This window comes from Granulicella tundricola MP5ACTX9 (assembly GCF_000178975.2).
Classification (GTDB): Bacteria; Acidobacteriota; Terriglobia; order Terriglobales; family Acidobacteriaceae; genus Edaphobacter; species Edaphobacter tundricola.
In genome coordinates, this window is sequence record NC_015057.1 from 229,031 (window position 1) to 254,306 (window position 25,276).

A 25,276-nucleotide genomic window follows, 5' to 3' on the forward strand; every position below is an offset into this window, starting at 1 on the left:
CCGGGGGGCTAAGCGGCGGCGGGTGCGGCGGACTTGTTGCGGCAGGCCTTTTCGACCTCCGAGAAGCTGGGGCGGAGGTGGGCGGGGATGGCGCGGCGGGCGAGCTCGACTGCCAGAATGGGGCTGGTGCCCTTGATGAAGGCGAGCATGACGACGCGGAGGATGTGGTAGTAGGCATGCTCCTCTTCGTTCATCTTGCCCATGAAAGAGGCGAGCGGTCCGAGGACTCCGTAGCAGAGGAGAATTCCGAGAAAGGTTCCGACGAGGGCGGCGGCTACTTTGTGGCCGATCTCTTCCGGGGGGCCACCCAAGGCTCCCATGGTGATGACGATGCCGAGGACGGCGGCTACGATGCCGAGGCCGGGGAGTGCGTCGGCTACGGTGTTGAGGGCGGTGGTGGGGAGCGACGAGGAGTGGTGGTGCGTGTCCATGTCGAGTTCCATCATCTGGTCCACGTCGAAGGGCAGGACGCCGCCGGTGATGGCCATGCGCATGGTGTCGCAGACGAAGTCCACGGCGTGGTGGTCCTTCATGAATTTGGGGTATGCGGTGAAGATGGGGCTCTTGTCGGCACCTTCAACGTCGGCTTCGATGGCAACCATGCCGTCTTTGCGGGCCTTGCTGAAGAGATCGAACATCATCTTCAGGGTGTCGAGGTAGCGCTGCTTTGTGAAGGGAGAGCCACCGATCACACCCATGAGGCCGGAGGCGATTCCCTTCAAGATGTGCATTGGGTTGGCAACGAGGAGGGTGCCGAGTGCGGCACCCCCAATGGTGACGAGTTCGGCGGGCTGGACGAGGACAGCGAGCTGTCCTTTTTCCATCATGAATCCGCCGATCACAGCGCCGAAGACAACAATTATTCCGATAATAGAAATCATGGGCACCCTCTCCCGGGGTCTCCTGCCTGCGTACACTTCCGGCAGCGAACCCTCTATCGACCGAAGTTCAGGACGATTTCATAGCGGATGCCCTCCACAAAGGATGTAGCCGAGAAGGCGGATGAGGGTGAGTTTGTGTGTTAGCGAACGGTACTCCCTCTCCCCCTGTTTTTATCCAAAGTATTCATTCCAGATACTTTATGGTGAAGTATGAGTGCAAAGTATTCATTCTAAATGATTTATTGGTAAAGTATTCATTTTGAACGGGTTATAGGTTAGCTGTGGCTTATATCAGCTCCCTGGCGAAAAGCCTGAGTTGATCAAGATTGATAAAAGCGATCAAGACTGATTAAGGCAGAGGTGCGTTTTTTGTTGTGGATGTGGATGAGGTTCACGACGGTGGTTCGTCCTGGACCTCTGGGATTTTCTCTGTACTTCTATTTTATCAAGGTGCGGGGGGGCAAATACCCCAACTATTTTATTGGTATAAGTGGTTTTGATTGTTATAGTTGTGGGGATTTTTGGGCTTCCGGGGGCTTGACAACGGAGTTTTGGGTTGTTTTCCTGGAAAATAGTTGTAAGTGATTGATGGGGAATGAGTTGTGGTTGCTGGCGAACGTCAGGCCGGGTGAGGGTTGTTCCGCTAGAACGACAACTACGGAGGTTCTGCGCTCCGCGCAGAATGACGGCTGACGGCTGACGGCTGACGGCTGGCGGCTGGCGGCTGGCGGCTGGCGGCTGGCGGCTGGCGGCTGGCGGCTGGCGGCTGGCGGCTGGCCGGGAGGGTAGCGGTTGGAGTTGGCCTACTTCCTTCAGGGAGTTGTGCTGCTCCAACCCATGTCCGAGAATCCGGACATGGGGCACCCAGTTGTGGTGAGGGTGAGATTTTTGGTGGGTGGGGGCGTGCTAAGTTTTGAGGTGTGAAAACCTCTCTTTGTTCTTTGGCTTGCTCTCGGCGTGGTTTGGTTTGGGTGGTGGCGGTTCTGGCGGGTGTCGGAGGAGTGGCTGCGGGGCAACGTGTGACTGCTCCGGTGCCGGCGGCGGTTACACGGGATCTCGATCCGGGGCTGATGAAGGTGATTGACGGGGCGAGGGCTGTCGATAACCATGCGCATCCGGTTTTGCCGCCGCCGAACGATAAGACCGACCGTGAGTTCGATGCGCTACCGGTGGACAATATGGAGGCGGAGACCGATACGGTGGCTTGGCGGACGGATAATCCGCAGCTTCCGGAGGCTTGGAAGGCGCTTTGGGGGTTCGACGGGAAGGTGCCGCTGGATGAGGCGGGGATGAAGGGCTTGAACGCCGCCCGGGAGAGGGTGAAGGCGGCTAAGGGGACGGGATATGCGGCCTGGGTGCTCGATGAGGCGGGGGTTGGGACGATGCTGGGGAATCGGGTTGCGATGGGGCCAGGGGTGATGCGGCCGAGGTTTGAGTGGGTGCCTTATGCGGACGCGCTGCTGCTGCCGCTGGATACGAGCAGGTTGGCGAAGGGGTCGCCGGATAAGGCTCTGTTTTATCCGATGGAGGATACGCTGCGGGGTAAGTACCTGAAGGCGCTGGGGATGGGGGCAGTTCCGGGGACGCTGAGTGAGTATCTGGCGAAGGTGGTGACGCCTACGCTGGAGCGGCAGAGGGCCGGCGGGGCGGTGGCGGAGAAGTTTGAGGTGGCTTATCTGCGGGGGTTCGACTTTACGGTGGTGACGCGGGAACGGGCGGCTGCTCTTTACGCGAAGGGAGCGCTGAGCGCGGGTGAGTATAAGGAGTTGCAGGATTTTCTGTTCCGGTACATTGCGCTGGAGTGTGGGCGGTTGGGGATGGCGGTGCATCTCCATGTGATGGCGGGGGGTGGCGGGTACTTTGGGGTGGCGGGGGCCGATCCGCTGCTGCTGGAGCCCTTGTTCAATGATTCTGCGCTGAGGAAAACGAAGTTTGTGATGCTGCATGGGGGTTGGCCGTTTGTGCGGGAGGCCGGGGCTCTACTGCAGAAGCCGAATGTTTACCTCGACTTATCTCAGGAGGCGCTAACCTTTTCTCCACGGACTTTGTCTGGGTGGCTTAGGGAATGGCTGGAGACCTATCCCGAGAAAGTCATGTATGGGACGGATGGGTATCCGCTTTCGGACGCGATGGGGTGGGAGGAGGCTACGTGGATTGCGGATCGGAATGTGAGGCTGGCGCTGGGACTGGCACTGACGGGGATGCTGCGGGATGGAGAGGTGACGCGGGAGCGGGCGGAGGGAATTGCTACTGAAGTGCTTCGGGGGACGGCTGCTGGGGTTTATGGGTTGAGGTAAGGGGTGAGCCGGCTGACTATCATAACGACTCGGCGGCGATATCGGCGAAGGCCTGGGTGGCCGCGTCGAGGTGGGCCTCCATTTCGCGGGCTTTGCTCTTGCCTACGAGCTTTGCAACGGTCTGATTGAGTTCATCTCTCACCTCTGCGCAGGCGGCCTTCACCGACTCACCGCGTGGCGTCATTCTGACGACCTTAGCGCGAGTGTCGGTGAGATCCGGCACCTGCTCCAGATACCCCTCACGCTCCATCTGCTTCAATTGCTGGCTCATGGCCTGCTTGGTCACGCCCGCACGCTGGGCGAGCGTGGTTGAGCGCGTGCCGCCTTCGTCAAGCAGCCACAGAACATTGGCGGAGGCAAACGGGAAGTCGACGTATCCACGCTGGGCAAGCCTGGCCACGACGGCTGTGGTGTGGGCACGCGCGGCTGTCAGGAGGCCTCTGGCGACATTGGGCAAAAGTTTGTTCATGGTAATTTGGTAAATTTGGTTGACTATCCACAAACCGTATGGGAAGCTTGTGGGTAATGGTCAATTTAGTTGACTAATTTCGCAGAGCCACTTTAGGTGGCCTGAAAGGAATCATATGGCAATCCTTCTCAATATCCAATCGAGCCCGCGCGGAGCGGATTCGCTGTCTCGCATCCTCAGCCAAGAGTTTGTGTCTGAGTGGAAGCAAAACCACGGCGATGGGACGGTCGTTCTGCGTGATCTTGCGGAGACCCAGCTTCCCTTTATCAGTGCGCCTTGGATTGGCGGTATTTTTCTTCCGGCAGAACAGCGATCGACGGCGCAGCAGGATGCGATCAAGGTCTCGGACGAGTTGATTGCGGAGTTGTTTGCGGCGGATCACATCCTGATCGGGACGCCGATGTATAACTTCACCGTTCCTGCGAATCTGAAGGCGTGGATTGACATGGTCGTGCGTCCGAAGGTCACGCACTCGGGACCGCCGGAGCGGAGAGGGCTTGTCACGGGGAAGCGCTGCACGATCATCATCGCCTCGGGCGGCGTCTACGATGAAGGCCTTCCGGCGGCGGCTTCCGACTACGAGTCCGGCTATCTCAAGCGCATTCTCGGGTTCATTGGGATCACGGAGGTTGAGGTTGTGATGGCGGGTGGAACGGCCGCGGCAGCCTTTGGAGCGACGACCATGGAGGAGCTTGCGGGCCAGTTTCGACCGGCTGTGCTTGCGGCAGCTCAGTAGAGCGATCGGAGTATGGGCGTTCGCGAGCGACAGGTCAGAGTCCGGCAAGATTGGACTTTGGATGTCGCTCGTGGATCGTGAGCTGGGAACCAAGGCTTCGCCCTTGACTGATCTGTGTCTATGCCTCTATGTCTATGCCGCGCCTTCAGCAGTTTGTATGCGGGCGGATTTCGTGCGACGGGAGTGGACTGATGGTTCAGGTGGCGGGGTGGCAGCCTTGACCGTGTGCTCGGGATGGGGCATCCAAAGAGTAAGCGATGTAAAGTTAAGGAAGCGGCTACATTTCCCTAATGAATCGTGGATTGTGTAGTATGCGGCACGGCGGACTGTGCTGTTAAGAGATTGATTGAGAAGAGGATCTGGACGATGGCAATGACGACGAATGTGAGCGCACCGGGGATCGGCAGCGAGAGAACGAAGACCGATTTGCGGGCGATGTCGATTGCCACGGCACTGTTTTTTCTTTGGGGATTTCTTACGAGTTTGAACGACATCCTGATTCCGCACCTGAAGGGGATCTTCGAGCTGAGCTACGCGCAGGCGCTACTGGTGCAGTTCGCGTTCTTCTCCGCTTATTTTGTGTTTGCGCTGCCGTCCGGCAAGCTGGTGGACTGGCGCGGGTATAAGCAGACGATGGTGATCGGGCTGGTGGTGATGGCGTGCGGAGCGCTGCTGTTTTTACCGGCTTCGACCGCAGCGAGCTTTGCGCTCTTTCTGACGGCGCTGGTGGTGCTGGCGGCGGGGATTACTTGTCTGCAGGTTTCGGCGAATCCTTACGTGACGAGCCTGGGACCGGAGAATACGGCGGCGAGCCGGTTGAATTTCTCGCAGGCGTTCAACTCGCTGGGGACGTTTCTGGCTCCGCTGGCCGGGGGCGCGTTGATTCTGGGTGGGACGCAGATGGCTCCGGATAAGCTTCACTCGCTGGCTGCGGCGGCGCGGCAGGCTTACCGGGCGGAGCAGGCTTCGTCGGTTCGGCTGCCTTACTTGGGGATTGCGTTGGCGCTGCTGGCGTTGGCAGCGGCGCTGGGGCTGCTGAAGCTGCCCTCGGCTTCGACGAATGAGTACACGCAGGACTTCCGGCCCGGGGAGCTGAACGAGGACAAGGGGAGCATCTGGGGGCATAAGTGGCTGCTGCTGGGGGCGATGGGGATCTTTGTTTATGTGGGGGCGGAGGTTTCGATTGGGAGCTTCCTGGTGAACTACTTTGGGCTGCCGCAGATTATGAGCATGAGCGAGCAGACCGCGGCCAAGTATGTCAGCTTGTACTGGCTGGGGGCTATGATCGGGCGGTTCATCGGGTCTGCGCTGCTGCAGAAGCTGCGGACCGGGATGGTGCTGGGGTCGGCGGCGATGATGGCTTGTTTGTTGGTGCTGGTCTCGATGGCGACGCATGGGCCGACGGCGATGTGGGCGATTATTTCTGTGGGACTGTTCAACTCCGTCATGTTCCCGAGCATCTTTACGCTGGGGCTGGCTAACCTGGGGGCGCTCACGAGTAAGGGGTCGAGCCTGATGGTTTGTGCGATTGTGGGCGGGGCGCTGCTGCCGCTGTTCGAAGGCTTTCTGGCGGACCGGGTGGGCGTGCAGCATGCGTTTATCGTGCCGGTGCTCTGCTATGTGTTTATTGCATTCTTTGGGTTTTCAGCGCGGAATCTGATGACTTCTACGGAGAAGGTTTCGGCTTAGAGACGAAGGCGTAACGCGGACGAGACGGATTGAAGTACGGATCAGAGCGGATTTGAGGCGAGGCTTGGGCTTGGCTTTGGGTCCGCTCTTTTGTTGAGTTGGATTGCTGTATAGCAGCTACATTTGGTTTTGGAGATTGTGCGATGAGCAATGTGATGAAGCGGTGTGGGTGGGCTGAGAGCGATGAGCTGATGCGGGGGTATCACGATGAGGAGTGGGGGGTGCCTCAGTATGACAGCCGGGCGCTTTGGGAGATGCTGATGCTCGAAGGGTTTCAGGCGGGGCTTTCATGGGCGATCATTCTGAAGAAGCGGGAGGGGTTCCGGAAGGCGTTCAAGAAGTTCGATCCGAAGAAGGTGGCGAAGTTTGGCGAGGCGGATGTGGAGCGCTTGATGGGGGATGAGGGGATCGTGCGGGCTCGGGCGAAGATTCTGGCGACGATCGGTGGGGCGAAGATCTTTTTGGAGATGGAGAAGAGCGGGGAGGATTTCTCGGAGTTTGTGTGGGGGATTGTGGGTGGGACGCCGATTGAGGGGACGGGCGTGGTGATGGCGAAGACGGAGCTGTCGGAGCGGATGTCCAAGGAGCTGAAGGAGAAGGGCTTCAAGTTTGTGGGGCCGGTGATTGTGTATGCGTGGATGCAGGCGGTGGGGATGGTAAACGATCATGCGACGGGGTGCTTTCGTCGGACCGAAATGGGAAATGGCTGAGAGTTCTTTGGGGCAATGAGCGGGATGCAAGGGGAGTGAGGCACTGCCCGATGAGAGAATCGGGGCGGCTTTCATGGATCGTTCCAATGCTTTGGGAGTTCAGGGTTTAGGACAAACGATCATTTCTGCCCTGATAAAGCAGAACGGCCCAGCATCTCTGCTGGACCGCTCCATCCACTGAAGGAGACTTATGCGAAACCTGTTTCGCGTTGAGGCCTCGGGTCAACTGGAGGTACCAGGACTCCTAATCCTGGCACTTGCTGGTTTTCTCGCTGTACTTGCCGCAGCTGCTCTACTGCTGCTCAGGTAGTTCACTCACTCCTTCCAAACGGCTGGAACCGTTTGGGAGGACTACAAGAGCTATGACTGATGAGATTCCTGGGCGTGGAAAAAGTCAAGAATAGTCTTGGATCAAAGTGTGTTCTTGGTCCCGAAGTGGTCTTGTAGGGGCGGGATGAAGATGTAATTGGGCCTTTCTTTTCACTTTGAGGAGCGATCAAGGATCAATGGGATTCGAGCTATACTGGGAGCGAATCGCGGACCCTGCGGGGTGCGGCTCATTCCGCTGCAAGGCGAGATCTCGTTGATCGACAGGTATAACTTATGGCATTGAAGAGCACGAACTCCATGACGGCGCGGGTTGAAGGATCCTTCAAGCAGCTCTCTTCTGCTGCGCAGACACTGCACAGCGCCACAGACGATTTGAGCAAGGTGATCCGTCAACTGGACGTGAGCCTGAAGAAGCTGGGTCTGGGCTTTCCGGCATGGGTGCAGGTGAGCGGTGAGGCCGACGAGGTTCAGTACCTGAGCCACGATCTTGGCTATGCGAAGGTGGATGGGAAGTGGGGTCTCGCACTGCGCGAGGTGACCGGCAACCACCTGGATACGGACGACGACGCGGAAGAGATCTGGGGCTTCAACGATGCGCCGCGTGCGCTGCGCGTGGATGCGGTTGGGAAGATTCCCGACTTGCTCGAAAAGCTGCTGGCGCAGACGGAAGAGACGACCAAGAAGCTGCAGGCGAAGATTGCCCAAGCTGCCGAGCTGGCGAGCGTGTTCTCCGACCTGACGGGCGGGGTTCCGGCGCTGCCGCAGTGGAATCGTCATGGGATTGCGTCTGAGAGCGCACGTGAGATTGAGGGCAACGGTGGGGAGAAGCCTGCGGCGGCCTCGTTTCGCGAAGGCGTCTCGTTCCCGGGCGAAAGGGCGCTCCCGGTCGAAAAGCCGCTCCCGGCGGAACGCAGCTAAGGATCACGAGCAGGAGATTCTGGATCACGACGCGCTGCTCCGGGCGATGCTCTACGAGCCTTTCCCGGGGGGCGCGGCGGTGGTGCTGACTCAGCTTGGACTGCTGGAAGAGGGACAGGCCGAAGGGCTTGGGGTCCGAACTTTTGATGCTGAGAGTGGCCGTTTGTCGCTGGCGATGGACGACGGGCGCGTGATAGAACTCGTGCGTGCGACCCATGCGCGGATTGAAAACCGGTACGCGGTGCTGGTGCGTGCGGGCGGACTTGCGGAGGATCGCGGGTTCATACAGATCGACCGGAATTTTGGAGTTACGGATTTGCTGAAGCATCAGGTTGTGTATCCGGAGACCGCGCACGACGAGCCCGTCTCTCACGTCTCCGAGGATGAGATGGTGGATGCTCCCTCGGATGAGGTTGTGGACGACGAGACGACCAGGATTCATGAGGTGAAGAGGCCCGTGGAGACTCAGGTTACGGCTTCAGACGAGATTGAAGCTTCAGGGGACGACAAGGCTGACGCTATCGTGGCTGAAGCGGCTGAGGCAGAGGTGGAGCCGTTGGCTGAGGTGGAAGAGGCCAGGATTGAGGATTGGGATTGGGCTGAGCCTGTCAGGCCTTTCGAGCCTGTAGATGAGGCGAAGGCTGTATGGATCGAGCCCGTCTTCGAGGTTGTGCCGGACGTTGAGGCTGGGCGTGTTTCGCAGGTCGAAGCAGAGGTTGAGAGTGTTCCTGTTGTCGTGACGGAGGCTGAAGATCTGCCGAACGTCGAGACGGAGGCGCTGGCGGTAGCCGAGGCTGAGTTGGAAGACGAGTCAGTGGCTGCGGCTCCCGAGGTTCATGCGGAGGACGAGGCTGATGCGGCTCGGATGAGGTACTACCGTCCGTTGGTGGAAGCGTTTGAGCCGGATGTGGTGGTGATGTTTGGGTGGATTGCGGAGACGGGGACGATCCAGACGTACGAGCACCGGGCGACGGGACGGTACATGCATATCGATGGGGCGAGCGGGCTGTTTTACGACCAGACCCGTACGCCGATCAGCCAGGCGGCTGCGCTGCGGCATGCGATGCCCACGGACTCTGTCCGGGAGCGGGCGAAGGCTGCTTTCTTTGAGGAGCCTCCTATTGAGGAGACTCCTGAGGCACCGGCTATGCTGGCTACGCGGCAGAGTGTCAGGGTGAGTGACGAGGCTCCGCATGGCGATGAGCTTGGGCTGGATACGTTTGTGCGGAAGGATGCAAACGGTGGCGAACCGAACGAGCGGGAGAGCTGGCGGAAACGGATTGCGGGACTGGGTAGGACGTTTCGGCTGGGGAAGAATATGGGGCGGGGCGAGGAGTAGGTCGGTTGTTGGAAGTACAGAGACAACGACAACGGCTTGGCATTGAACAGTTTCGAGTCGTGAGTTTCGAGTTACGAGTCAGGCGTTAGAAGACTTCCAAGCTTTGGGTCAGCCAGGTGTGGGCTGCTTTGGATTGAGCTTTGAGGAATTGGGCGTGGGTGGCGGTGAGCTGGGCCAGGGCCAGGGTAGCGGTGGGTGGGATGACAAGGGCGACGATCAGGAGGGATTCCGCAGCGAGGACGCGGCTTTTCTGTGTCTGGAGCTCCATGCGCGGGCGGAGTTGGAGTAAGAGGGAGCGGGCGGCGAAGTAGGTGGCGAGCGCGCTGAGGGGGATGAGGATGAAGGCGGGGATGGCCGGAGGGCGGATGATTGCGGCGAGGGTGTAGAGGGCCAGGCAGAGATCGATGAAGGCCCTGATGAGACGGAAGCGGCGGAGGTTGAGGAGCAGGCCGAAGAGGGCTGCAAGAAGGCACGCGGCGGCGGCGAAGTCCAGGAGCAGGTTTGCGAGGAGGTTGAAGGCGAGCCATAGGGTGACTGCGGCCGAGACGATGGAGGCGAAGACAATAGACAAACCGATGCGCCGGGTAGAGCGGGGTTGGGGCGGGGGTAGCGTTGGCCTGGTGATGGGGATTGGGGGACGGGTTCTTTTGGGAACGGTGGGGGTGAAGGTGTTGGGGCGGAGGGGGGTTTGGGTGGGGCTCTTTGAGACTGGCTTGAGAGTGGGATAAGGGTCCAGGCCTCTGAGGAGGATGGTGCGAGCGCACCAGGGGCAGGCTTTGAGGTGAGGGGAGAACTCATGGCGCGGGTTGACGGTGCAGGTGCTTAGGGATTGGCCGAGGTCGCGGAGGGCCTGCTGCCATTCTTTGGGCGCTGGGCGGGAGGCTGGGTGGGTGTGGCCCTGGATGAAGGCTCGGAAGAAGAGGCCCTGAAGGGTGGGCGGGAGCATGTCAAAGGGCGGCGCGGAGGGCATGGGGAGGATGCGTTGGTCGATGGTGGGGGCGTAGGGATAGTCGTTGTTGGCGATGCGGAGGTGGAGGGATGGAGCCTCGCCGCGGGCCTGCCAGATGCCGGAGTATGGGTGGACGCCTTCCATGACGAGGAGGAAGATGAGGACGGCGAGGGCGAAGTCGTCGTGCGCGGGGGCGCGGTCGACGCGGGTGAGGTCGAGGCCGTGGAGTTCGGGGGCGAGGTACTCGGGTTTGGCGACGGTGCAGCGGAAGGGGCCGGCTTGCATGGAGTCACAGTCGACTAGGGTGACGAGAGCTTGATCGGAGACGAAGAAGTTGCTTTCGTTGATGTCGCCGATGACGTAATGGGCGGCGTGGAGGGAGTCTACGACGGAGGCTATGTTTTCAGCGGTGCGGAGGAGATAGGACCAGGTGAAGTTGGGGGCTTCGAGGGTTCGGCTGGCGGGGTTGTAGAGCTTGAAGAGCTCGCGGTTGCGGGAGAGATCGAGGCGCGGCATGGTGAAGCCGATGCCCTGCCCTGCTGCGTTGAAGAGGACATCCTGGGGCCAGCAGATGGAGACGTGGCCGGCGGATCGCATGGGATCGTGCGGAGGATGGGCGAGCATGGCGCGGAGCTTTTCGAGCCGCTCGGGCGTGGGATGGGAGTAGATTTTGGCGGCGGTGCGGGGGTGGCCTTTGAGGGCGTGGATGGTGGCTTCGCCGCCTTTGCCGATGGGCTCGGCGAGGGTGATAAGATCTCCGGCCTGGGTGCGGAGGATCATGGACGACGCTTTCGGGATTTGGTGGATTGCTTAGACTTTTTCTTTGTGAACTGCTGCGCGGCGGGCGAGGGCTTGTTCCAGGAGCTGGAGAGTGGTTCTGGGGCGGGTGTTGGGGTGGCGGTGGGAGCAGGTTGGGGAGTGGGCTTTTGTGGTGCTGCTATGGGAGTGGCTGGTTCGGATGCGGGCGGTTCTGGGGTGGCTGGCTCACTTGCTGCTGGTTCGCGGACGGCGAGGATGAGGGTCTTGTCATCGTCTGTGAGGGCATTGACGCGGGCGGAGGTGAGGATGGCCTCGAGTTCCTGGACGGCTTGATTGTGGGTGGCTTCGGGGGCGGCGACGTAGTCGAAGAGGGGGTGGAAGAAGGCGGGGTGGGCGGTGTTGGTGGCGTGATGGAGGGCGAGGACCTCGACTCCGTCTGTGAAGAGGGCGAGGGCGGCGATGCCTGAGGCGGGGAGGATGGTGAGGACGGCGGCCTGGAGGTAGTTGTCGCCGGTGAGAAAGTCGGTCTCGTTGATGTACTCGGAGAGCCTGGGGTGGGAGAGGACGTGGAGGTCGCCGGTGGGGCTGCGGGAGACGATGGCGCCATCGCCAAGCTGGATGAGGGCGATGTGGTCCGGGGTGAGGATCGCGACGAGGAGGGTGGTGGCGAGATCGCGGAGGGGCTTGGTTTTGGCCAGGGTTTGGAGGGACTTGCGGGCGTGGGTGAGGGTCTGGGTGAGGAGGGTTCGCCAGGCGGCCTCAGTTTGAGGGATTGTGGTGAGTTGCGTGGTGAGGTGGTGGATGGCGGCTCGGACGGCGGTGGTGGAGCCTTCACGGGCGCGGAGGGCGGAGCCGGCACCATCGGCTACGGCGAGGAGGGTGATGGCGTTGGGGAGGGTCGCCTCTGCCTGGGCGTCCTGGCAGAGGAGGCCCGACTGCTGGTGGCTGGAGCCGGTGATGGATGCGGCGAGGACGCGCCAGGTCTGCATGGAGGGCTAGGCGGGTGAGCCGAAGGTGACGGCGGGGAGCGCGGTCTGCTCGTCGGCCTTGCTGCGGGAGATGCCTTTCTGGCTGGCGGAGACCCAGAGGAAGAGCTCGCGGAAGGAGAGCCCGTCGAGCTTGAGGACGCGATCCGTGATGGCTTTGAGGGTGTCCATGTCTGCGTCGCCTACGCCTACGGCGAAGAAGGTGAGGCCGCGTGCGGCGGTCTCGCGGCGGACTACGGCGGCGGCTTGCAGCCACTCGTCCGTGGGGGTGCCGTCTGTGATGAGGAAGACCCAGGGCTGGTAGTAGGAGAGGCCGGCTGCCTTGTACTCGGCTTTGCGGATGTTGATCATGCGGACACCTTCGTACATGGCTTCGCCCATGGGGGTGCCACCGCCGGTGGTGAGGACGGGGGCCTGGAAGGCGCCGGCGGAGACCCAGGGCTGGATCTGGCGGGTGATGCCGCCAAAGGTGATGATGGCGATCTCTACGCGGCGGCGGGCGAGGGCGTCATCCTGGATGTCGTGCTCGAAGGAGCGGAGGCCTTCGTTGAGGGCGTCGATGGGCGCGCCCTTCATGGAGCCGGAGGTATCGAGGAGGAAGATGCAGGCGCAGCGGGGATCAGGGTTGGTGGCGAATTCCAGGTTGAGCATGGGCGTGCGAGGCTCCTCTTGTGTCTCTTGTGGAGGATATCTCTGGACAGGAGGCATGGGAAGAACGTTTTGAGGTTCGGAGGGTAAGGTTACCGCTGAGTGGCAGCGGGGTTACTGCGATTGGTGGAGCTACGTTCTCTGCTTAGACTCGACGATGGCAACGCGCTCGTGGAGATCGGTCATGTTGCGGAGGATCGCCAACTTACGGTTGTGCAAGGCTTCAAAGACTTCGTCAAAACGGCGGTCGACAGAATCAAAACGCGCCTCAATACTCTCAGGCATGACGTCAGTATGTTCGTCTACAGTCTTTGCGCGCTGGTTGAGGACTACATCACGCCTGCTGCCGACGATCATGGACAACACGATGAGAGCACTAGGGATGCCGATGGAAAGCAGCAGTTGGATGTTCGTTACGATAGTCCCCTCCACTGCCGCGATGGTAGCAGAGCGCGAGGGTTACCAGGTGTAGTGGACGGTGTAGGTGTAGGTGGTTTGTCCCTTTGCGGGAACCTGGAGGGGGATCTCGATGGTGTTGCTGTCGCGCTTTTTGGAGTCGGTGGATTGTTCGGCGATCTTCCAGTTTTCGCCGCGGTTGAGGTGCTCGATGACCGTGACTGAGGCGGTGGAGGGCTTTTGGTTTTTGAGGGTGATGGAGTAGGTTTCGTCGAGGGTGTGGGCGCGGGTGTCGGAGTGGAAGTCGGTCTGGTGGCGCTCTCCGGTGATGTCGAAGGCGTTGCCTACGGCGAGCTTGATGGTCTCTTCCGTGGGGGTGTGGCCGATCTGGGTTTCTCCGACGAACTCAAGCTGGCCGCCGGCGCTGCGGCGATAGAGGCGGATACGGCCTGCAGGCATGGGGATGCCGAGGTGGTTAGCGGTTGAGTTCTTGAACTCCTCGCGGACGGAGACCTTGGTGTTGCTGCCGGTGTTGAAGGTGCGCTGGTAGTTGGGGTTGCCGGGATAGAACGGGGAGAAGCCTGCGCCGTCGTACTCGTAGACGCGGGACATGGTGACGTCCGTGGCGTTGAGGAACTCGACCTGCTTGGTCTCTCCGTCGCGGAGGGTGACGGAGCGGTTGAGATCGTAGAGGTGGAAGTCATCAAAGGCTTGCTGGGTGACCTGGGGAGCCGGCGCGGAGCCGGCCATCGCGCGCATCTCGTACATGGCGCGGCCGTTGACCGGTAGTTGCTGGAGCTTGGCGACGTCTCCGGCCATGAGCTTGATGTGGGCGTCTGCGAACTCTGTGCCGGTGTTGTTGTGGATGGTGACGGCTCCGACGACCTCGCCGCGCTCCGTGGGGCCTACGTCCCTGGTTTCAGGGGCGATGACGTTGTAGGTGCTCTGCCAGCTCATGCCGTGGGTGATGTAGGCGAGTTCTGCGTCGAGGCGGGCGGCGTGGGGGGAGTAGATTTGCCAACGGAGGGTGGGTTTGAGGAGGAGGCCGTCTGTTGAGGCGGGAAAGAGGGGGGTGCCGGGGAGCAGGAACTGGAGGTGGCCGCCGGAGTTGATGAGGGGCTGCTCTCCATTGCGGCCGGCGCGGATGATGGTGCCCTGAACAGTGGGGAGTGGGGCTCCGTTGGGTCCCGGACCTGGCTGGAAGTCGATGGTCTTGCCTTCGAACTTCTCGAGGAGGGAGTCCTGGTTGATGACGCCGGCGTCGTAGTTCTGTTCTGCGATGGTGAAGGAGAGTTTTGAGGCGGGGTCGCGGAGGACTACGGAGTCTGGCTCGAGGGAGCGGGTGACGTTGGTGGTGGTGACCTCCGTGGGGCCTTCTTTGAGGTCGAGCGGGACGTGGGAGCGGACTACGGCGAAGTCCTGGTTGTAGATGGTGAGGGAGGTCTGGGCGGATTGTTGGGCGAGAGCAGGCGAGGCGATGAGGAAGGCGGCGAGGATCGGAGTGTGTTTCATGAGTTTTTCTTTCCGGGCGGGTACTCCCCCACCCCCGTCAAAAGTATGTAAAGTATTCCATCCAATTGGACTTAGGTCCGGACATCCGAGCGAAAGTCTTTGTTTGACGCTTTGTGAGCCGCAAAGTCTTCATTCCAGATGAGTTATTGGTTGGCGAGGAAGCTCCACCCGAGCTTTTCCTACTGATTTAATTATAGTCTTTTGCGCCAGGGAACATGACATCTTTATTTCCTTTGGAATGTGAGACTTAGGTGGTTTTGGGGCTTGACAAGCGAATTTGCTGGTGTTTTTGAGGGTGTTTGAGAGCATTTTTTTTCTTTCCTTCGTTTTTGTTGTTCTGAATTGGGAAACAGCAACAGCAACAGCAAAAGAAAATACGGGGGTCCTTCGCTACGCTCAGGATGACGTGCATCTAGGGCCGTGTTGAAGGAGATCGCTCAAGATGACGTGCAGTCGAGGTGTATTGAAGCAGGGCGTGCAGTTGAGGTCGGTTAATAGTTCGTTAGTACATGAGGGCGGGGCGGTGGTCTGTGGAGTTTTTGAGTTTGAGGCGGCTGATGTGGACTTCCTGCGGGGTGTTGGGGAGGAGGGATTCGAGGTCGAACTGGTCTGTGGGGCCGGTGCGGATCTCGCTGTAGCGGTAGACACCGGCTTCGCCTTCGGAGTTCTCTGCTCCATGCATGGGGCGGCTGAGGAAGTGCTGGGCGTCTTCGAGGGTGGCTGCGGTTTGGTGGTCGGAGGCGGACGTGGTGAGGCCTTCGGCGGCGTAGGAGCGGATGAGCTTGGTCCAGTAACGGGTGAGGAGGTCTGTGTTGGAGAAGAGGTCTGCCCAGATGATGTCTCCGTGGACGGCTACGACGACACCGATGGCATGCTGCTGGCGGAGGGTGGCGAGGATCTGCTCGCGGGAGTGGGCGAGGTTGGACGAGGCTTCGTCTACCTTTGCGCTGACGGCTACGGACTGGAGGGCCTTGGCATAACTGGTGGTGGCGAGGGGTTGAACGTTGACGTCAGGGCGGAGGATGGTTACCTGTCCGTGGATGGCGCCAGCGGATGGAGCAGGCGGTGCGGCGGCCATGGCGGTGATGGAGTTGCTGACGGAGTTCCAGACCTGTTGCTGATCGCGTGCGACCATGGCCTGCTGGCGGACGGCGGGCTGGACCATGAAGGATTGGGCGGGGCTGTTGGCGGTGGTGCCGAACTTGTCTGAGGATTCTGTCCAGCGGCCGTGCTCGATGCAGAAGACGGAGAGGTCAATGGGGTCTGCGCCGATGGGGACGATGCGGTCTTTGGCGATGATGCGGTCCTGCTTGCCGCCGGTGACGATCTCTCCGGCGAGGAGAAGCAAAGGGCGCTGGGAGTGATTGACGAGGACGAGGGTGTTGACCTGGTCGCCGCGGTATTCGGGCTGGGCGATGGCGGGGTGCGCCCCGGAGCGGGAGCGGACGAGGCCGTGGACTCGACCGGCTTCTGTGACTTCTACCTCGCCGCTGCGGAGACCTTCGTCGAGGGTGAGGAAGGGATCGTCAGGAGAGGCTTTGGCGTTGGTGAGGACTACGGGAAAGAGGGTGAGATCGCCGGATTCGATTGGCTTGAGGATCTTGTAGGTGAACTCGGATGAGATGGGGCCGGCGTGGACCGGGGAGAGGAGGCCGGTGGCCAGGATCAAGGCGAGAGGGATGGATAACAGACTGACAGCACGCGGGTTCGTCATGATGGGTTCAGCTCCTTTTTGGCCTTGTGTGCCGCTTGATTGAGGAACGTGGGTTTGGGGGGAGCTTGCAGATTATTTTTTGGGAGATTGTAAGGGCAAGTGCAAAATGCAAGAACAAGAACAACTGCAACTGCCAATACGGAGGTTCTGAGCTTCGCTCAGAATGACGGGCTTTATGGGGAGGTCGGGCTTTATTGGCGTATCTTGAAGGCGTGGATTCTGTGTCGCTCCAAGACGCGGTGGTGCTGGAACCGGAGGAATCTCGGGGGGTGATGGGGGTGGCTTCCGAGGCGGTGCTCGATGAGCTTTGGCGGGGGGCTGAGGCGGAGAGCGTGGGGTTGAGCCGGGCGGAGTTTGTGGGGGCTTTGGTGCGGGTTGGTGAGAAGTGCGGGTATGGATTGGGGGCTGGGGTTGTGGCTGGGACCGCCGAGAAAGAGCGGTTCTGGCGGGGGTTGCAGGGGGCGGACCTGGCGTTGGCGCAGGCTTGTGCGCTGGGGCGGGAGGTGGCCTGGGAGAGATTTGTGGCGCGGTTCAAGGGGCCGCTCAGGCGGGCTGCGGTGGCGATGACTCGGTCGTCTGGATTGGGGGAGGATCTGGCGGACTCGCTTTACTCCGAGCTGTATGGATTGAAGGAACGGGATGGGGTGAGGGCTAGTCCGCTGGCTTCTTACTCCGGGCGTGGATCTTTGATGGGATGGCTGAGGACGACGCTGGCGCAGAGGCATGTGGACCGGCACAGGAAGACGGGGCGGGAGGAGCCGCTGGAGGATCATGAACCCACGTCCGAAAGTCCGGACGTGGGGCACCCCGTTTACGAGGCTGCTCTGGAAATGGCGGTCAAGTTGGTGCTGGGTGGATTGGGGGCGGAAGAGCGGTTTCTGCTTTCGGCTTACTTTCTGGATGGGCGGACACTGCTGGAGATTGGTGGGTTGCTGCGGGTGCATGAGGCTACGATCAGCCGCCGGGTGAAGCGGTTGACGGGGGATGTGACGAAGCGATTGCTGAAGGAGCTGCAGGCGAGAGGGTTGAGCAAGCGGGCTGCGGAAGAGGCTTTGGGGACGGACCCCAGGGATATTTCAGTGAATTTGAGGAATGTGCTGCAAAGTTCAGGGAGTGGAACGTTCTCTGAGAAGACGGGTTTGCGATGAGTGAGTTGATACAGGCCGGGCAGCATCTGGATGCGGACACGCTGAATGCGTTTGTGGAGCAGGAGCTGCCTGAGCATGAACGTATCGCTTGCCTGGCGCATCTGGGGGAGTGTGCTCGGTGCAGGGAGATTGTGTTTGTGGCTGGGGGAGCCGATGAGGTTGAGGTTGTGACGGTGGTGGCGCCGGAGCGGGCCTGGTGGCAGTGGGGTTCGGTGGCTTGGAGTGGGGCGGCGGCGGGGATTGCTGGTGTGCTGGTGGCGGTGACGATGCTGCATGGGCGGCACGCGGGGGTGGATCGTGTGGCTCAGGTTGAGGCTCCGGTGGCGGAGGCGTTGGGGTTGAAGGCTCGTGCTGCAGCACCACCTGCCGCCTCGGATGCCAAGGCCAAGGCAGCCGCGCCAAACCTAGCGAAAGCGCTCCGGTATGCAAAGCCAACTCCGCCTAAGGCTGTGTTTGAAGAACCCGAGGAGGCCGTTGCGAATGGTGCTTTGCAGGCACCGTTGCTGGGCAGGGATAAAGTCGTGACGATGCATGGATCGGCAACTGCGGGCGGGGTTCTGGCAGGATCGGCTGTTGCGGATGTGGCTATGCAAGCGCAGGTTTCAAGGCTGGCTACGGCTCCGGCTCCTGTCGCGACTACCGCTGCGCCGAAGGCCCTTCCGATGTACTCCCGGGTGGTGGGCAAGGCTTCCGCGATGCCTCAGACAGTGACTGTAGAGGCGAATTCTATGGCGCAGATCGTGGTGACGCAGCCGGCGCCTGTCGCGGGAGGGCTTGCCATGCGAGCTATGAAGACGGCGGCTGCTCCGATCGTTCTGCCGAACCGGCTGGCGGTGGCGGGCTCTGCTGAGTGGGGCGGGCGAGTCGTGGCTGTCGATACAGCGGGTGGTGTGTTCTTGAGGGTCGACGGTAATGCGGGTTGGACTAGCGTACGACCGGTCTGGACTGGTAAGGCCGTGGGCGTTGATGCGGGAGGGACTGCGTTTCGGTTGAGGGTGGTGGACGGGAGCGTGTGGGTGAGTGGGGATGGAGTGGAGTGGAAGCCTGCGGCTAAGGAGTAGGCGGGGTGGTTCAGGCTGTGGTGGTTTCGCCTAGCCACTTTGGGTTCTGGGCTGTGCCGTCGAAGTGGGCGGAGGTCTTGAAGAGCTCGTACTTGCCCTGGGATGCGGCTTCTTTGGTTCGGGCGAGGAGGGATTGGACCTCAGCCTGCGACATGGGCTTGAAGGTGCGGGCGGCTTCAAGGGCCTGGTCCAGGACCTGCTGGTTATCGATGCCGGTGATGAGGACGGAGACGGGTTGGGTGAAGCCGTAGTGGAGGGCTTCCATGGGCTGGACGGTTTTGCTGTCGAGGATGAAGTGATCGCCGAAGGTCTTCATGGCGAGGACGCCGATTCCCTGCTTGATGGCGACGGGCATGACCTCGTGGGTGAAGGAGCGGAAGTGCGCGTCCATGACGTTGATGGGCATCTGGACGGTGTCGAAGTGGAAGTTGTGACGCTGCGCGGTTTCAAGCATGCGGAGGTGGACGGCGGGGTCTTTGTGGCCGGTAAAGCCTATGTAGCGGATCTTGCCGGCCTGGCGGGCAGCTACGGCGGCTTCAATGGCTCCGCCTGCGGCGAAGATGCGGTCCGGGTCTTCCATGCGGATGATCTCGTGGAACTGGACGAGGTCGATGACGTCTGTCTGGAGGCGGCCGAGGGATTCTTCTAGTTGCTTGTTGTAGGCGTCCGCGGTGCGGCCGTCCATCTTTGACATGAGGAAGACCTTCTGGCGGTAGCCGGAGGACTTGAGGGCCTGGCCCATGCGGACCTCGGAGATGCCGTCGTTGTAGTCCCAGCAGTTGTCGAGGAAGGTGATGCCTTTGTCTACACCGGCGTGGATGAGCTTGATGCTTTCGGCGGGGTCTTTTTGTTTGCCGAGGTGGAAGCCGCCCATGCCGATGGCGGAGACTGTCTCGCCGGTGGTGCCAAGCTGGCGGTAGATCATGTCCGGGGACTGGGGGCGGGTGGTTGGGGCTGGGGTCGCTGCGGCGGCGGAAGCTTTTGTGGCTATGGCTGCTGTTGCGGCGGTGGCGGATTTGAGGAAGTCTCTGCGCTCCATGGTGGGTGGCTCCAGTCGGAGAGTGAGATGCGGACTGGAGGTGGAGGGTTACGGGAGTGGTTGGCGGGCGAAGAGTTGGGTTTGGGGGTCTTCGTAGATGAGGTGCCACTGGGGGCTGTGGAGGAGGAGATAGGGGAAGGGACCGCCGCGGGGGAAGAGGACGTGGGTGATGCGGTAGCGGTCTAGGATCTCAAAGACCTGGTTGGCGTTGAGGACACTGGCGTAGTCCTTCATGATGCCTTCGTGGACGAAGATGTCGGTGCGGCCGTCGAGGAAGACGGGGCGGGTGGGGATGTTCCAGGTGAGGTAGCCGCCCCAGTCGTAGAAGTTGAGGATGCGGGCGTTAGGGGGGAGGGCTCGGATGGCGGGGAGGGCGGCTTCCGGGAAGACCGCGGCTACCTGGGCGTGGAGTCGGGTTTGGGTGGGGTAGAGGTGGGCTACTCCGAAAATCAGGATGGCTATGGCTGCGGCGTTGATGAGGGGTTTGTTTGGTTTGGCGGCTTGATGGCCTAAGAGATCTTTGAGGTCCAGGGCGAGCAACGGGGAGAGGACTATTGCGGCGAGGAAGAGGAAGCGGGAGTAGGTGAGGGCGGCGTAGATGGTGATGGAGGCTAGCAGCAAATCTGCGAGGAGCCAGGTGCGGCGGCGGATGAGGTTGAGGGCGGCCATTCCGAGGAGGACGGCGAGCATAAGCTTGCCGCGGAAGAGATGGAAGTCGAGGCTGGCCCACTCTTCGACGTAGAGGAGGGTGAGTTTTTGCTGGAAGGCTACGTCTAGCGGGTAGGCTACGAGACGCCAACCGTAGGGATTGAGGAAGAGGGCGGCGAAGGTGAGGGCGGTGATGAGGAGCCACTTGTTGCGCTCGGGCCGGGGCCATGCGGTGGTGGCGATCGAGCCCCAGGTGACGGTGATGGAGTTGGCGGCTATGAAGACGAGGAGGAAGACGAAGCCGATGAGCCAGGAGCCGTGCAGGTTGATCCAGAGGAAGAAGAGTGGTGGGAGGGCCCAGGTGTAGTTTTTGTTTTCCTTGTAGGTCCAGAGGATGAGGAGCTCGGCGATGAGGCAGAGCCAGCCGAAGAGTAACGTGCGCGGGGCGAGGGAGACGGTGGCTAGTAGGGCTGCGATCCAGGTGGTGAGGAGCGCTGCGCGGATTTCGTGCGAGCGGAGCCAGGCGAGGAGGAAGATGCCGAGGATAATGGCTTCCGCGAGGAGCATCATGACGGCGAAGAGACCTCGTTCACCGAAGTGGAGGAAAGCGTAGTAGTAGGGGAGTTCGGAGAGCCACTCGAAGTTGATCCAGGGGTGGCCGTTGACGGTGAAGGTGTCAGTGTCGGCGCGGATGAAGTGGTGGGTGGTGACGAGGTGGCGGGCGTTGGTGAGGTGCCAGTAGACGTCCGGGTCGGTGATGGGTGGGTCGGTGTTGAAGGCGGCGAGGACGAAGACTACGGCCATGAGGGCCGCGATGAGGACGGCGGGGAAGATGAGGAGGCGGGAGAGCGGGTTGGGGGTGGGGCTCGGCACCATAGGGCTCCTCATGGGGTTGGGATGAGGATAGCCGATGGGGTGGGTGGTGGGAGTGTGAGTGCAACGGCAAAAGCAGATGCAAAAGCAATAGCAAAAGCAACAGCAAGTGCAAAGACAAATACGGAGGTTCTGAGCTTCGCTCAGAATGACGGATTTATTGGGGTGAATGGCGGTTGTGGTGGGGCGAGAGTAGTGAAGGGTTCGGTTGGTGGGGTGTAGGTGGTGAGCCAGGGGACGTGGAGGGCTTCGTGGGCGGCGTTGAGAAGGGTGGCGGTGGGGGTGTCTTCTCCGAGGTGCCAGATCATGAGGCCGCCTAGCTGCTGCTCTACGGCGAAGGCGGTTTTGTGGCGGATGCTGGTGGGGTCGTCGTAGGTCCAGAAGGCGTCGCCGTCGTAGAGCCAGGGGGATTGGGAGGACTCCTCGCGGTAGACGGTGGATTTGGCGATGAGGGCTTCGATGTAGGGATAGGGGCGGTCGCCTCGGATGGGTTCGCCCTGCTGGAAGAGGCCGTTGTTTTCCCTGGAGACGACGTGCCAGCCGTAGCCGTAGAAAGGCAGGCCCATGAAGAGCTTGGAGGCAGGGACGCCGGCAGCGATCCAGGCTTGAACGCTTCCCTGCACCGAGCCTCCGAAGCCACCGGGGCGGGCGTTTGAGAACGGGGCGATGAAGCCGGTGGAGCGGGCCCAGGGGCCGGTGTAGTCGTACGACATGATGCCGATGTGATCTACGAGGCGGGCGATGGCGGGGAGGTTGGCGGGGTCGCCGGTCATGCGCGGGCTGGGGCCTACGGCGATGGAGAGGAGCGCGCCGGGGTGGACGGCTTCGGACTGGCGGCGGAGCTCGGTCAGGAGGGCGAGGAAGTTGGCGGAGTCCTCCGGGTGGGGGAACTCCCAGTCAACATCTATGCCGTCAAAGAGGCCGGGGGCATGGACGCCAGGGGCAAGGTCGCCGCGCAGGAAGAGATCGACGCAGGAGGCGACGAAGGCCTGGCGCTGGGCGGCTTGGGCGTCAGCGGCGAAGTCTCGGGCCTGGCCTTCCAGCGAGATGAGGATCTTGAGGTTGGGGTAGAGGCGCTTGAGCTTGAGGAGTTGGTTGAAGTTGCCTCGGAGGGACTGGGTGGGGGTATCGGCTATGCCGTCGAGGCTTTGGTCCGCAGGGACGATGCGGGTAGTGTCGGCGTTGGGATCGGCGATGGAGCAGCGGCCGTTGGTGACGAAGGCCTGGGCGTAGATGAGTTGGTCAAGCTTTTCCGCGGCGTGGGAGGTGACTAGGTTCTTGACGGTGTACTGGGGCTGATCGTAGAGGCCCCATTGGGGGAAGTAACCGGTGAGGAGCGGGGTCTGGGCGTGGAGCGGTAGTACGGGAGTGAGGATGATTGCGACGAGCGAAAGCAGGAGACGAGAGAGACGCATTACGAGATTGGACGCGCGGTTTGGCTGCGGGGACTCTATGCAGGAGCGTTGGAGCGGGATTGAAGCGGAGTGGAATTCTTTTCGATGGTTTGTTGACTGGGGCGATGTTAGGATTGCCGCGAGTTGAAAGGAGTTTGTGCGTGGCTATTAAATTTCATCCTCAGTGGAAGATTGCCGATCCTTGGTATACACAACGGTACGGCTCGTATCAGGTCTTTCTCGATTCAGTGAATCAACAACAGATCATGGCGGCCCTATGGGCTGCGAATGGTCACTTCCGGGGCCAACCGTGGGTCACCGAGATCCTGCAGGATGCGGCGAGCACGTCGCAGCATAGCTATGACGTGACGATCGAGCAGGGCGTGCATCAGCCTGAGAGCTACGCGGGTGAAGACGGCTTCATTCTTCACTTCACGATGCGCAACTCGCGCGGCAGGGCCTATCACCTCTACGTGAAGCAGAAGGATAACGGCGCACTGACCATTAACGAGATCAGCTTTATGCGGAACGGTGCGCAGGTCCAGGTTTTCTATAGCTAACCGTTTCAGGGCGTCTTTGTACCAGGGCCATCTTTGAAGATTCGATCAGAATAGAAGCTCCTCCCGCCGGGCATGCGTGAGGGGCTTTCGTGCGTAGGGGTGACGGAGGTTGCGAAACAATTTGGGATGGGGTGTCGTCCTATGAGAATCTAAGCCATTCCCTTTGCGCTGCCGGGCCTTGTGTTGTCGAGGCCAGGTGCGAGATGTTTCATTCCGATTGATTCGAGGATTTGTTTAATGCCGATTCGCCCCAGCCTGTTTCTGAGTGCCGTGCTTTGCAGTGCGGCCGCGTTTGCGCAGAGTGCGCCTATCAAGATTGTGGCCGACCTGTCCGAGGCCCCGCGACGGTTGTATCACGCTGAGATCGACATTCCGGTGAAGAGCGGGCCGCTGACGCTGACGACTCCGAAGTGGATTCCGGGGAACCACAGACCGACGGGGCCGGTGGACGACATTACGGGTGTGGTGTTTACGGCGAATGGCGAGACACTGAAGTGGCGGCGTGACGATGTGGATCTGTACGAGTTCCACCTGACGGTACCGAAGGGCGTGACGAACGTTCATGCGCATCTGGACTTCATCGTTGAGGGGCGGGTGACGGATCACATGGCGGTGCTGGAGTGGGAGAAACTGCTGCTGTATCCGGCGGACAAGCCGGGGCGTGAGATTGCAATTCAGCCGAGCATTACGGTGCCTGCGGGTTGGGGGATCGGGACGGCGCTGCAGCCTACTGGGGCGGGGACGAATGCTGTGAATACGGGGATCGGCGCGAAGGATCATGGGCCTACGGCGGGTGCGACGACGACCAACTATGCGGCTACGACGGTGGAACAGTTGGAGGATTCACCGGCGATTGCGGGGCAGTACTTTCATGAGTTTCCGCTGGCTCCGGAGATGGGTGTGAAGCACTATATCGACGTGGTGAGCGATCTGCCGGAGGACTCGAACCTGCGGCCTGATCTGCTGGCGGAGACGGCCAACCTGGTGCGTGAGGCGAATGCGGCGTATGGGTCGCACCACTACAACACGTATCACTTCCTCCTGACGCTGTCCGATGTTGCGGGCGGAGAGGGTTTGGAGCATGGGCAGTCCAGCGACAACGGTGTGGGCGAGAAGGCCTTCTCCACGGCGCATCCGGGAAGTGATCTGCTGGCGCATGAGTACACGCATAGCTGGAACGGGAAGTATCGGCGGCCAGCTCGTTTGTACCAGGAGAAGTTTTCTACGGCCGAGCAGGGTGACCTGCTTTGGGTCTATGAAGGCATGACGCAGTACATGGGGAATGTGCTGGCGGTGCGGTCTGGATTGAAGACGAAGCAGCAGTATCTGGATACGATTGCGACGACTGCGGCAGGGCTGGATACGAAGGCTGGGCGGCAGTGGCGCTCGACCGAGGACACGGCGATTGCGGCGAGTATTCTGCGTGGCGGCAGCCCGGCGTGGTCCAACTGGAAGCGTGGGCAGGACTACTACCAGGAGGGTGCTCTGCTCTGGCTGGATGCGGATACGAAGATCCGGCAGTTGACGCAGGGAAAGAAGTCGCTCACTGACTTTCAGCAGATCTTTCTGGCCAAGGGCGGGAGCACGGGTCCGATGATTGCGCCGTATGAACGGCCGGAGTTGATTGCGGATCTGAATACGATTGCGCCGTATGACTGGGCTACGTTCCTGCGGGATCGGGTGGATGCGATTACGCCTCGTGCGGATGTGGCGGGGATCGAGCAGGGTGGATACAAGCTGGTGTATCTGGATCATCCTCCGAAGCGTGAGGCGGGTGAGGGGCCTCAGCGTGGGGGCGGCGGGCCGGATGTCTGGTACTCGCTGGGGATCCGGATCGGCGGTGGTGGCCCCGCGGGACGGGGCGGCGGCGGTGAAGGGACGATCAGCGATGTGAGATGGGGTGGGCCGGGGGATGATGCCGGGCTTTATCCGGGGCAGAAGATCGTCGCAGTGAACGGGACGGCCTTCAGTGCGGAGGCTTTGATTGCCGCGGTGAAGGGGGCCAAGGGGACGTCTGAGCCGATTCATTTCCTGGTGGAGCATGAAGGGGCGGTGAAGACCGTGGACCTGAGCTACCACGATGGGGAACGGTATCCATCGCTCGAACGAGTGGATGGGACGCCGGATTTCCTTGGGGATATTGCCAAGCCTCTGGCTGCTCCGGTGACTGCTGCTAAGTAAAGCTGGAGTGATGTGAAGGCGGCGCGGAGATCACTCTCG

At 61.0% G+C, this 25,276-nt stretch carries 21 protein-coding genes; 10 read left to right on the forward strand and 11 right to left on the reverse strand.

The genetic code is table 11. The features are described from left to right. Nucleotides 1-8 precede the first annotated feature (8 nt). The gene (motA, locus tag ACIX9_RS19695) at nucleotides 9-881 is read right to left on the reverse strand and encodes a flagellar motor stator protein MotA (RefSeq protein WP_013572849.1); all 873 of its coding nucleotides are present in this window, start codon (nucleotides 879-881) and stop codon (nucleotides 9-11) included. Between the two features lie 941 nt (nucleotides 882-1,822). Between motA and ACIX9_RS19700 the strand changes: the two genes are divergently transcribed. Beyond that, entirely contained in the window at nucleotides 1,823-3,178 is a 1,356-nt protein-coding gene (locus ACIX9_RS19700; protein ID WP_157478158.1) for an amidohydrolase family protein, read from the forward strand. 19 nt (nucleotides 3,179-3,197) lie between these two features. On the opposite strand, the gene ACIX9_RS19705 is transcribed toward ACIX9_RS19700, so the two are convergent. Then, nucleotides 3,198-3,647, reverse strand: a complete 450-nt coding sequence (locus ACIX9_RS19705) for a MarR family winged helix-turn-helix transcriptional regulator (protein WP_013572851.1) — start codon at nucleotides 3,645-3,647, stop codon at nucleotides 3,198-3,200. A gap of 115 nt (nucleotides 3,648-3,762) precedes the next feature. On the opposite strand from ACIX9_RS19705, the gene ACIX9_RS19710 reads away from it, so the two are divergent. From ACIX9_RS19710 to ACIX9_RS19730, 5 genes are all read left to right on the forward strand, one after another. Continuing rightward, nucleotides 3,763-4,383 (forward strand): FMN-dependent NADH-azoreductase, encoded by a 621-nt coding sequence (locus tag ACIX9_RS19710; protein ID WP_013572852.1) that lies wholly within the window; start codon nucleotides 3,763-3,765, stop codon nucleotides 4,381-4,383. Between the two features lie 366 nt (nucleotides 4,384-4,749). Beyond that, nucleotides 4,750-6,072, forward strand: coding sequence for a sugar MFS transporter (locus ACIX9_RS19715; RefSeq protein WP_013572853.1), 1,323 nt, complete (start codon nucleotides 4,750-4,752; stop codon nucleotides 6,070-6,072). Between the two features lie 143 nt (nucleotides 6,073-6,215). Continuing rightward, the gene (locus ACIX9_RS19720; RefSeq protein ID WP_013572854.1) at nucleotides 6,216-6,782 is read left to right on the forward strand and encodes a DNA-3-methyladenine glycosylase I; all 567 of its coding nucleotides are present in this window, start codon (nucleotides 6,216-6,218) and stop codon (nucleotides 6,780-6,782) included. Between the two features lie 603 nt (nucleotides 6,783-7,385). Next, nucleotides 7,386-8,030: a hypothetical protein gene (locus ACIX9_RS19725; RefSeq protein WP_013572855.1), complete on the forward strand. Its 645-nt coding sequence runs from the start codon at nucleotides 7,386-7,388 to the stop codon at nucleotides 8,028-8,030. 46 nt (nucleotides 8,031-8,076) lie between these two features. Next, nucleotides 8,077-9,369, forward strand: a complete 1,293-nt coding sequence (locus ACIX9_RS19730; protein ID WP_013572856.1) for a hypothetical protein — start codon at nucleotides 8,077-8,079, stop codon at nucleotides 9,367-9,369. Nucleotides 9,370-9,454: 85 nt separating this feature from the next. Here the strand turns inward: ACIX9_RS19730 and ACIX9_RS24155 are convergent, their stop codons facing one another. The 6 genes from ACIX9_RS24155 to ACIX9_RS19760 all read right to left on the reverse strand — a co-directional run bounded on the left by ACIX9_RS24155 (nucleotide 9,455) and on the right by ACIX9_RS19760 (nucleotide 16,333). Next, nucleotides 9,455-11,098 carry a helix-hairpin-helix domain-containing protein gene (locus ACIX9_RS24155; RefSeq protein WP_013572857.1) on the reverse strand — a complete coding sequence of 548 codons (1,644 nt, stop codon included), beginning with the start codon at nucleotides 11,096-11,098 and terminating at the stop codon, nucleotides 9,455-9,457. Continuing rightward, nucleotides 11,095-12,066 (reverse strand): PP2C family serine/threonine-protein phosphatase, encoded by a 972-nt coding sequence (locus ACIX9_RS27475; RefSeq protein ID WP_013572858.1) that lies wholly within the window; start codon nucleotides 12,064-12,066, stop codon nucleotides 11,095-11,097. Before ACIX9_RS27475 ends, ACIX9_RS24155 begins: the two co-directional genes overlap by 4 nt. Before the next feature lie 6 nt (nucleotides 12,067-12,072). Next, nucleotides 12,073-12,714 (reverse strand): vWA domain-containing protein, encoded by a 642-nt coding sequence (locus ACIX9_RS19745; protein ID WP_013572859.1) that lies wholly within the window; start codon nucleotides 12,712-12,714, stop codon nucleotides 12,073-12,075. 129 nt (nucleotides 12,715-12,843) lie between these two features. After that, nucleotides 12,844-13,143 (reverse strand): hypothetical protein, encoded by a 300-nt coding sequence (locus ACIX9_RS19750; protein WP_013572860.1) that lies wholly within the window; start codon nucleotides 13,141-13,143, stop codon nucleotides 12,844-12,846. Nucleotides 13,144-13,170: 27 nt separating this feature from the next. After that, nucleotides 13,171-14,619, reverse strand: a complete 1,449-nt coding sequence (locus tag ACIX9_RS19755) for a DUF4139 domain-containing protein (RefSeq protein ID WP_013572861.1) — start codon at nucleotides 14,617-14,619, stop codon at nucleotides 13,171-13,173. Nucleotides 14,620-15,121: 502 nt separating this feature from the next. Continuing rightward, nucleotides 15,122-16,333, reverse strand: coding sequence for an ARPP-1 family domain-containing protein (locus ACIX9_RS19760; protein ID WP_013572862.1), 1,212 nt, complete (start codon nucleotides 16,331-16,333; stop codon nucleotides 15,122-15,124). A gap of 221 nt (nucleotides 16,334-16,554) precedes the next feature. Between ACIX9_RS19760 and ACIX9_RS27480 the strand changes: the two genes are divergently transcribed. Together ACIX9_RS27480 and ACIX9_RS19770 are read left to right on the forward strand one after the other, a co-directional pair. After that, on the forward strand, nucleotides 16,555-17,481 hold the full coding sequence (locus ACIX9_RS27480; RefSeq protein WP_157478160.1) for an RNA polymerase sigma factor: 927 nt from the start codon (nucleotides 16,555-16,557) through the stop codon (nucleotides 17,479-17,481). Further along, nucleotides 17,478-18,542: a zf-HC2 domain-containing protein gene (locus tag ACIX9_RS19770; protein WP_013572864.1), complete on the forward strand. Its 1,065-nt coding sequence runs from the start codon at nucleotides 17,478-17,480 to the stop codon at nucleotides 18,540-18,542. The genes ACIX9_RS27480 and ACIX9_RS19770 overlap by 4 nt, the downstream gene beginning before the upstream one ends. 10 nt (nucleotides 18,543-18,552) lie before the next feature. Here ACIX9_RS19770 and ACIX9_RS19775 read toward each other — a convergent pair whose 3' ends face one another. From ACIX9_RS19775 to ACIX9_RS19785, 3 genes are all read right to left on the reverse strand, one after another. Continuing rightward, complete coding sequence (locus ACIX9_RS19775; RefSeq protein WP_013572865.1) at nucleotides 18,553-19,581, reverse strand: aldo/keto reductase; 1,029 nt, start codon at nucleotides 19,579-19,581, stop codon at nucleotides 18,553-18,555. A gap of 48 nt (nucleotides 19,582-19,629) precedes the next feature. Next, nucleotides 19,630-21,117 (reverse strand): hypothetical protein, encoded by a 1,488-nt coding sequence (locus ACIX9_RS19780; RefSeq protein WP_198152231.1) that lies wholly within the window; start codon nucleotides 21,115-21,117, stop codon nucleotides 19,630-19,632. Nucleotides 21,118-21,245: 128 nt separating this feature from the next. Continuing rightward, nucleotides 21,246-22,517 carry a glycoside hydrolase family 18 protein gene (locus ACIX9_RS19785; protein WP_049789451.1) on the reverse strand — a complete coding sequence of 424 codons (1,272 nt, stop codon included), beginning with the start codon at nucleotides 22,515-22,517 and terminating at the stop codon, nucleotides 21,246-21,248. Between the two features lie 140 nt (nucleotides 22,518-22,657). On the opposite strand from ACIX9_RS19785, the gene ACIX9_RS19790 reads away from it, so the two are divergent. Further along, nucleotides 22,658-23,056, forward strand: coding sequence for a hypothetical protein (locus tag ACIX9_RS19790; RefSeq protein WP_013572867.1), 399 nt, complete (start codon nucleotides 22,658-22,660; stop codon nucleotides 23,054-23,056). Between the two features lie 237 nt (nucleotides 23,057-23,293). Further along, the gene (locus tag ACIX9_RS19795; RefSeq protein ID WP_013572868.1) at nucleotides 23,294-25,237 is read left to right on the forward strand and encodes a M61 family metallopeptidase; all 1,944 of its coding nucleotides are present in this window, start codon (nucleotides 23,294-23,296) and stop codon (nucleotides 25,235-25,237) included. The last annotated feature ends 39 nt before the right edge of the window (nucleotides 25,238-25,276 follow it).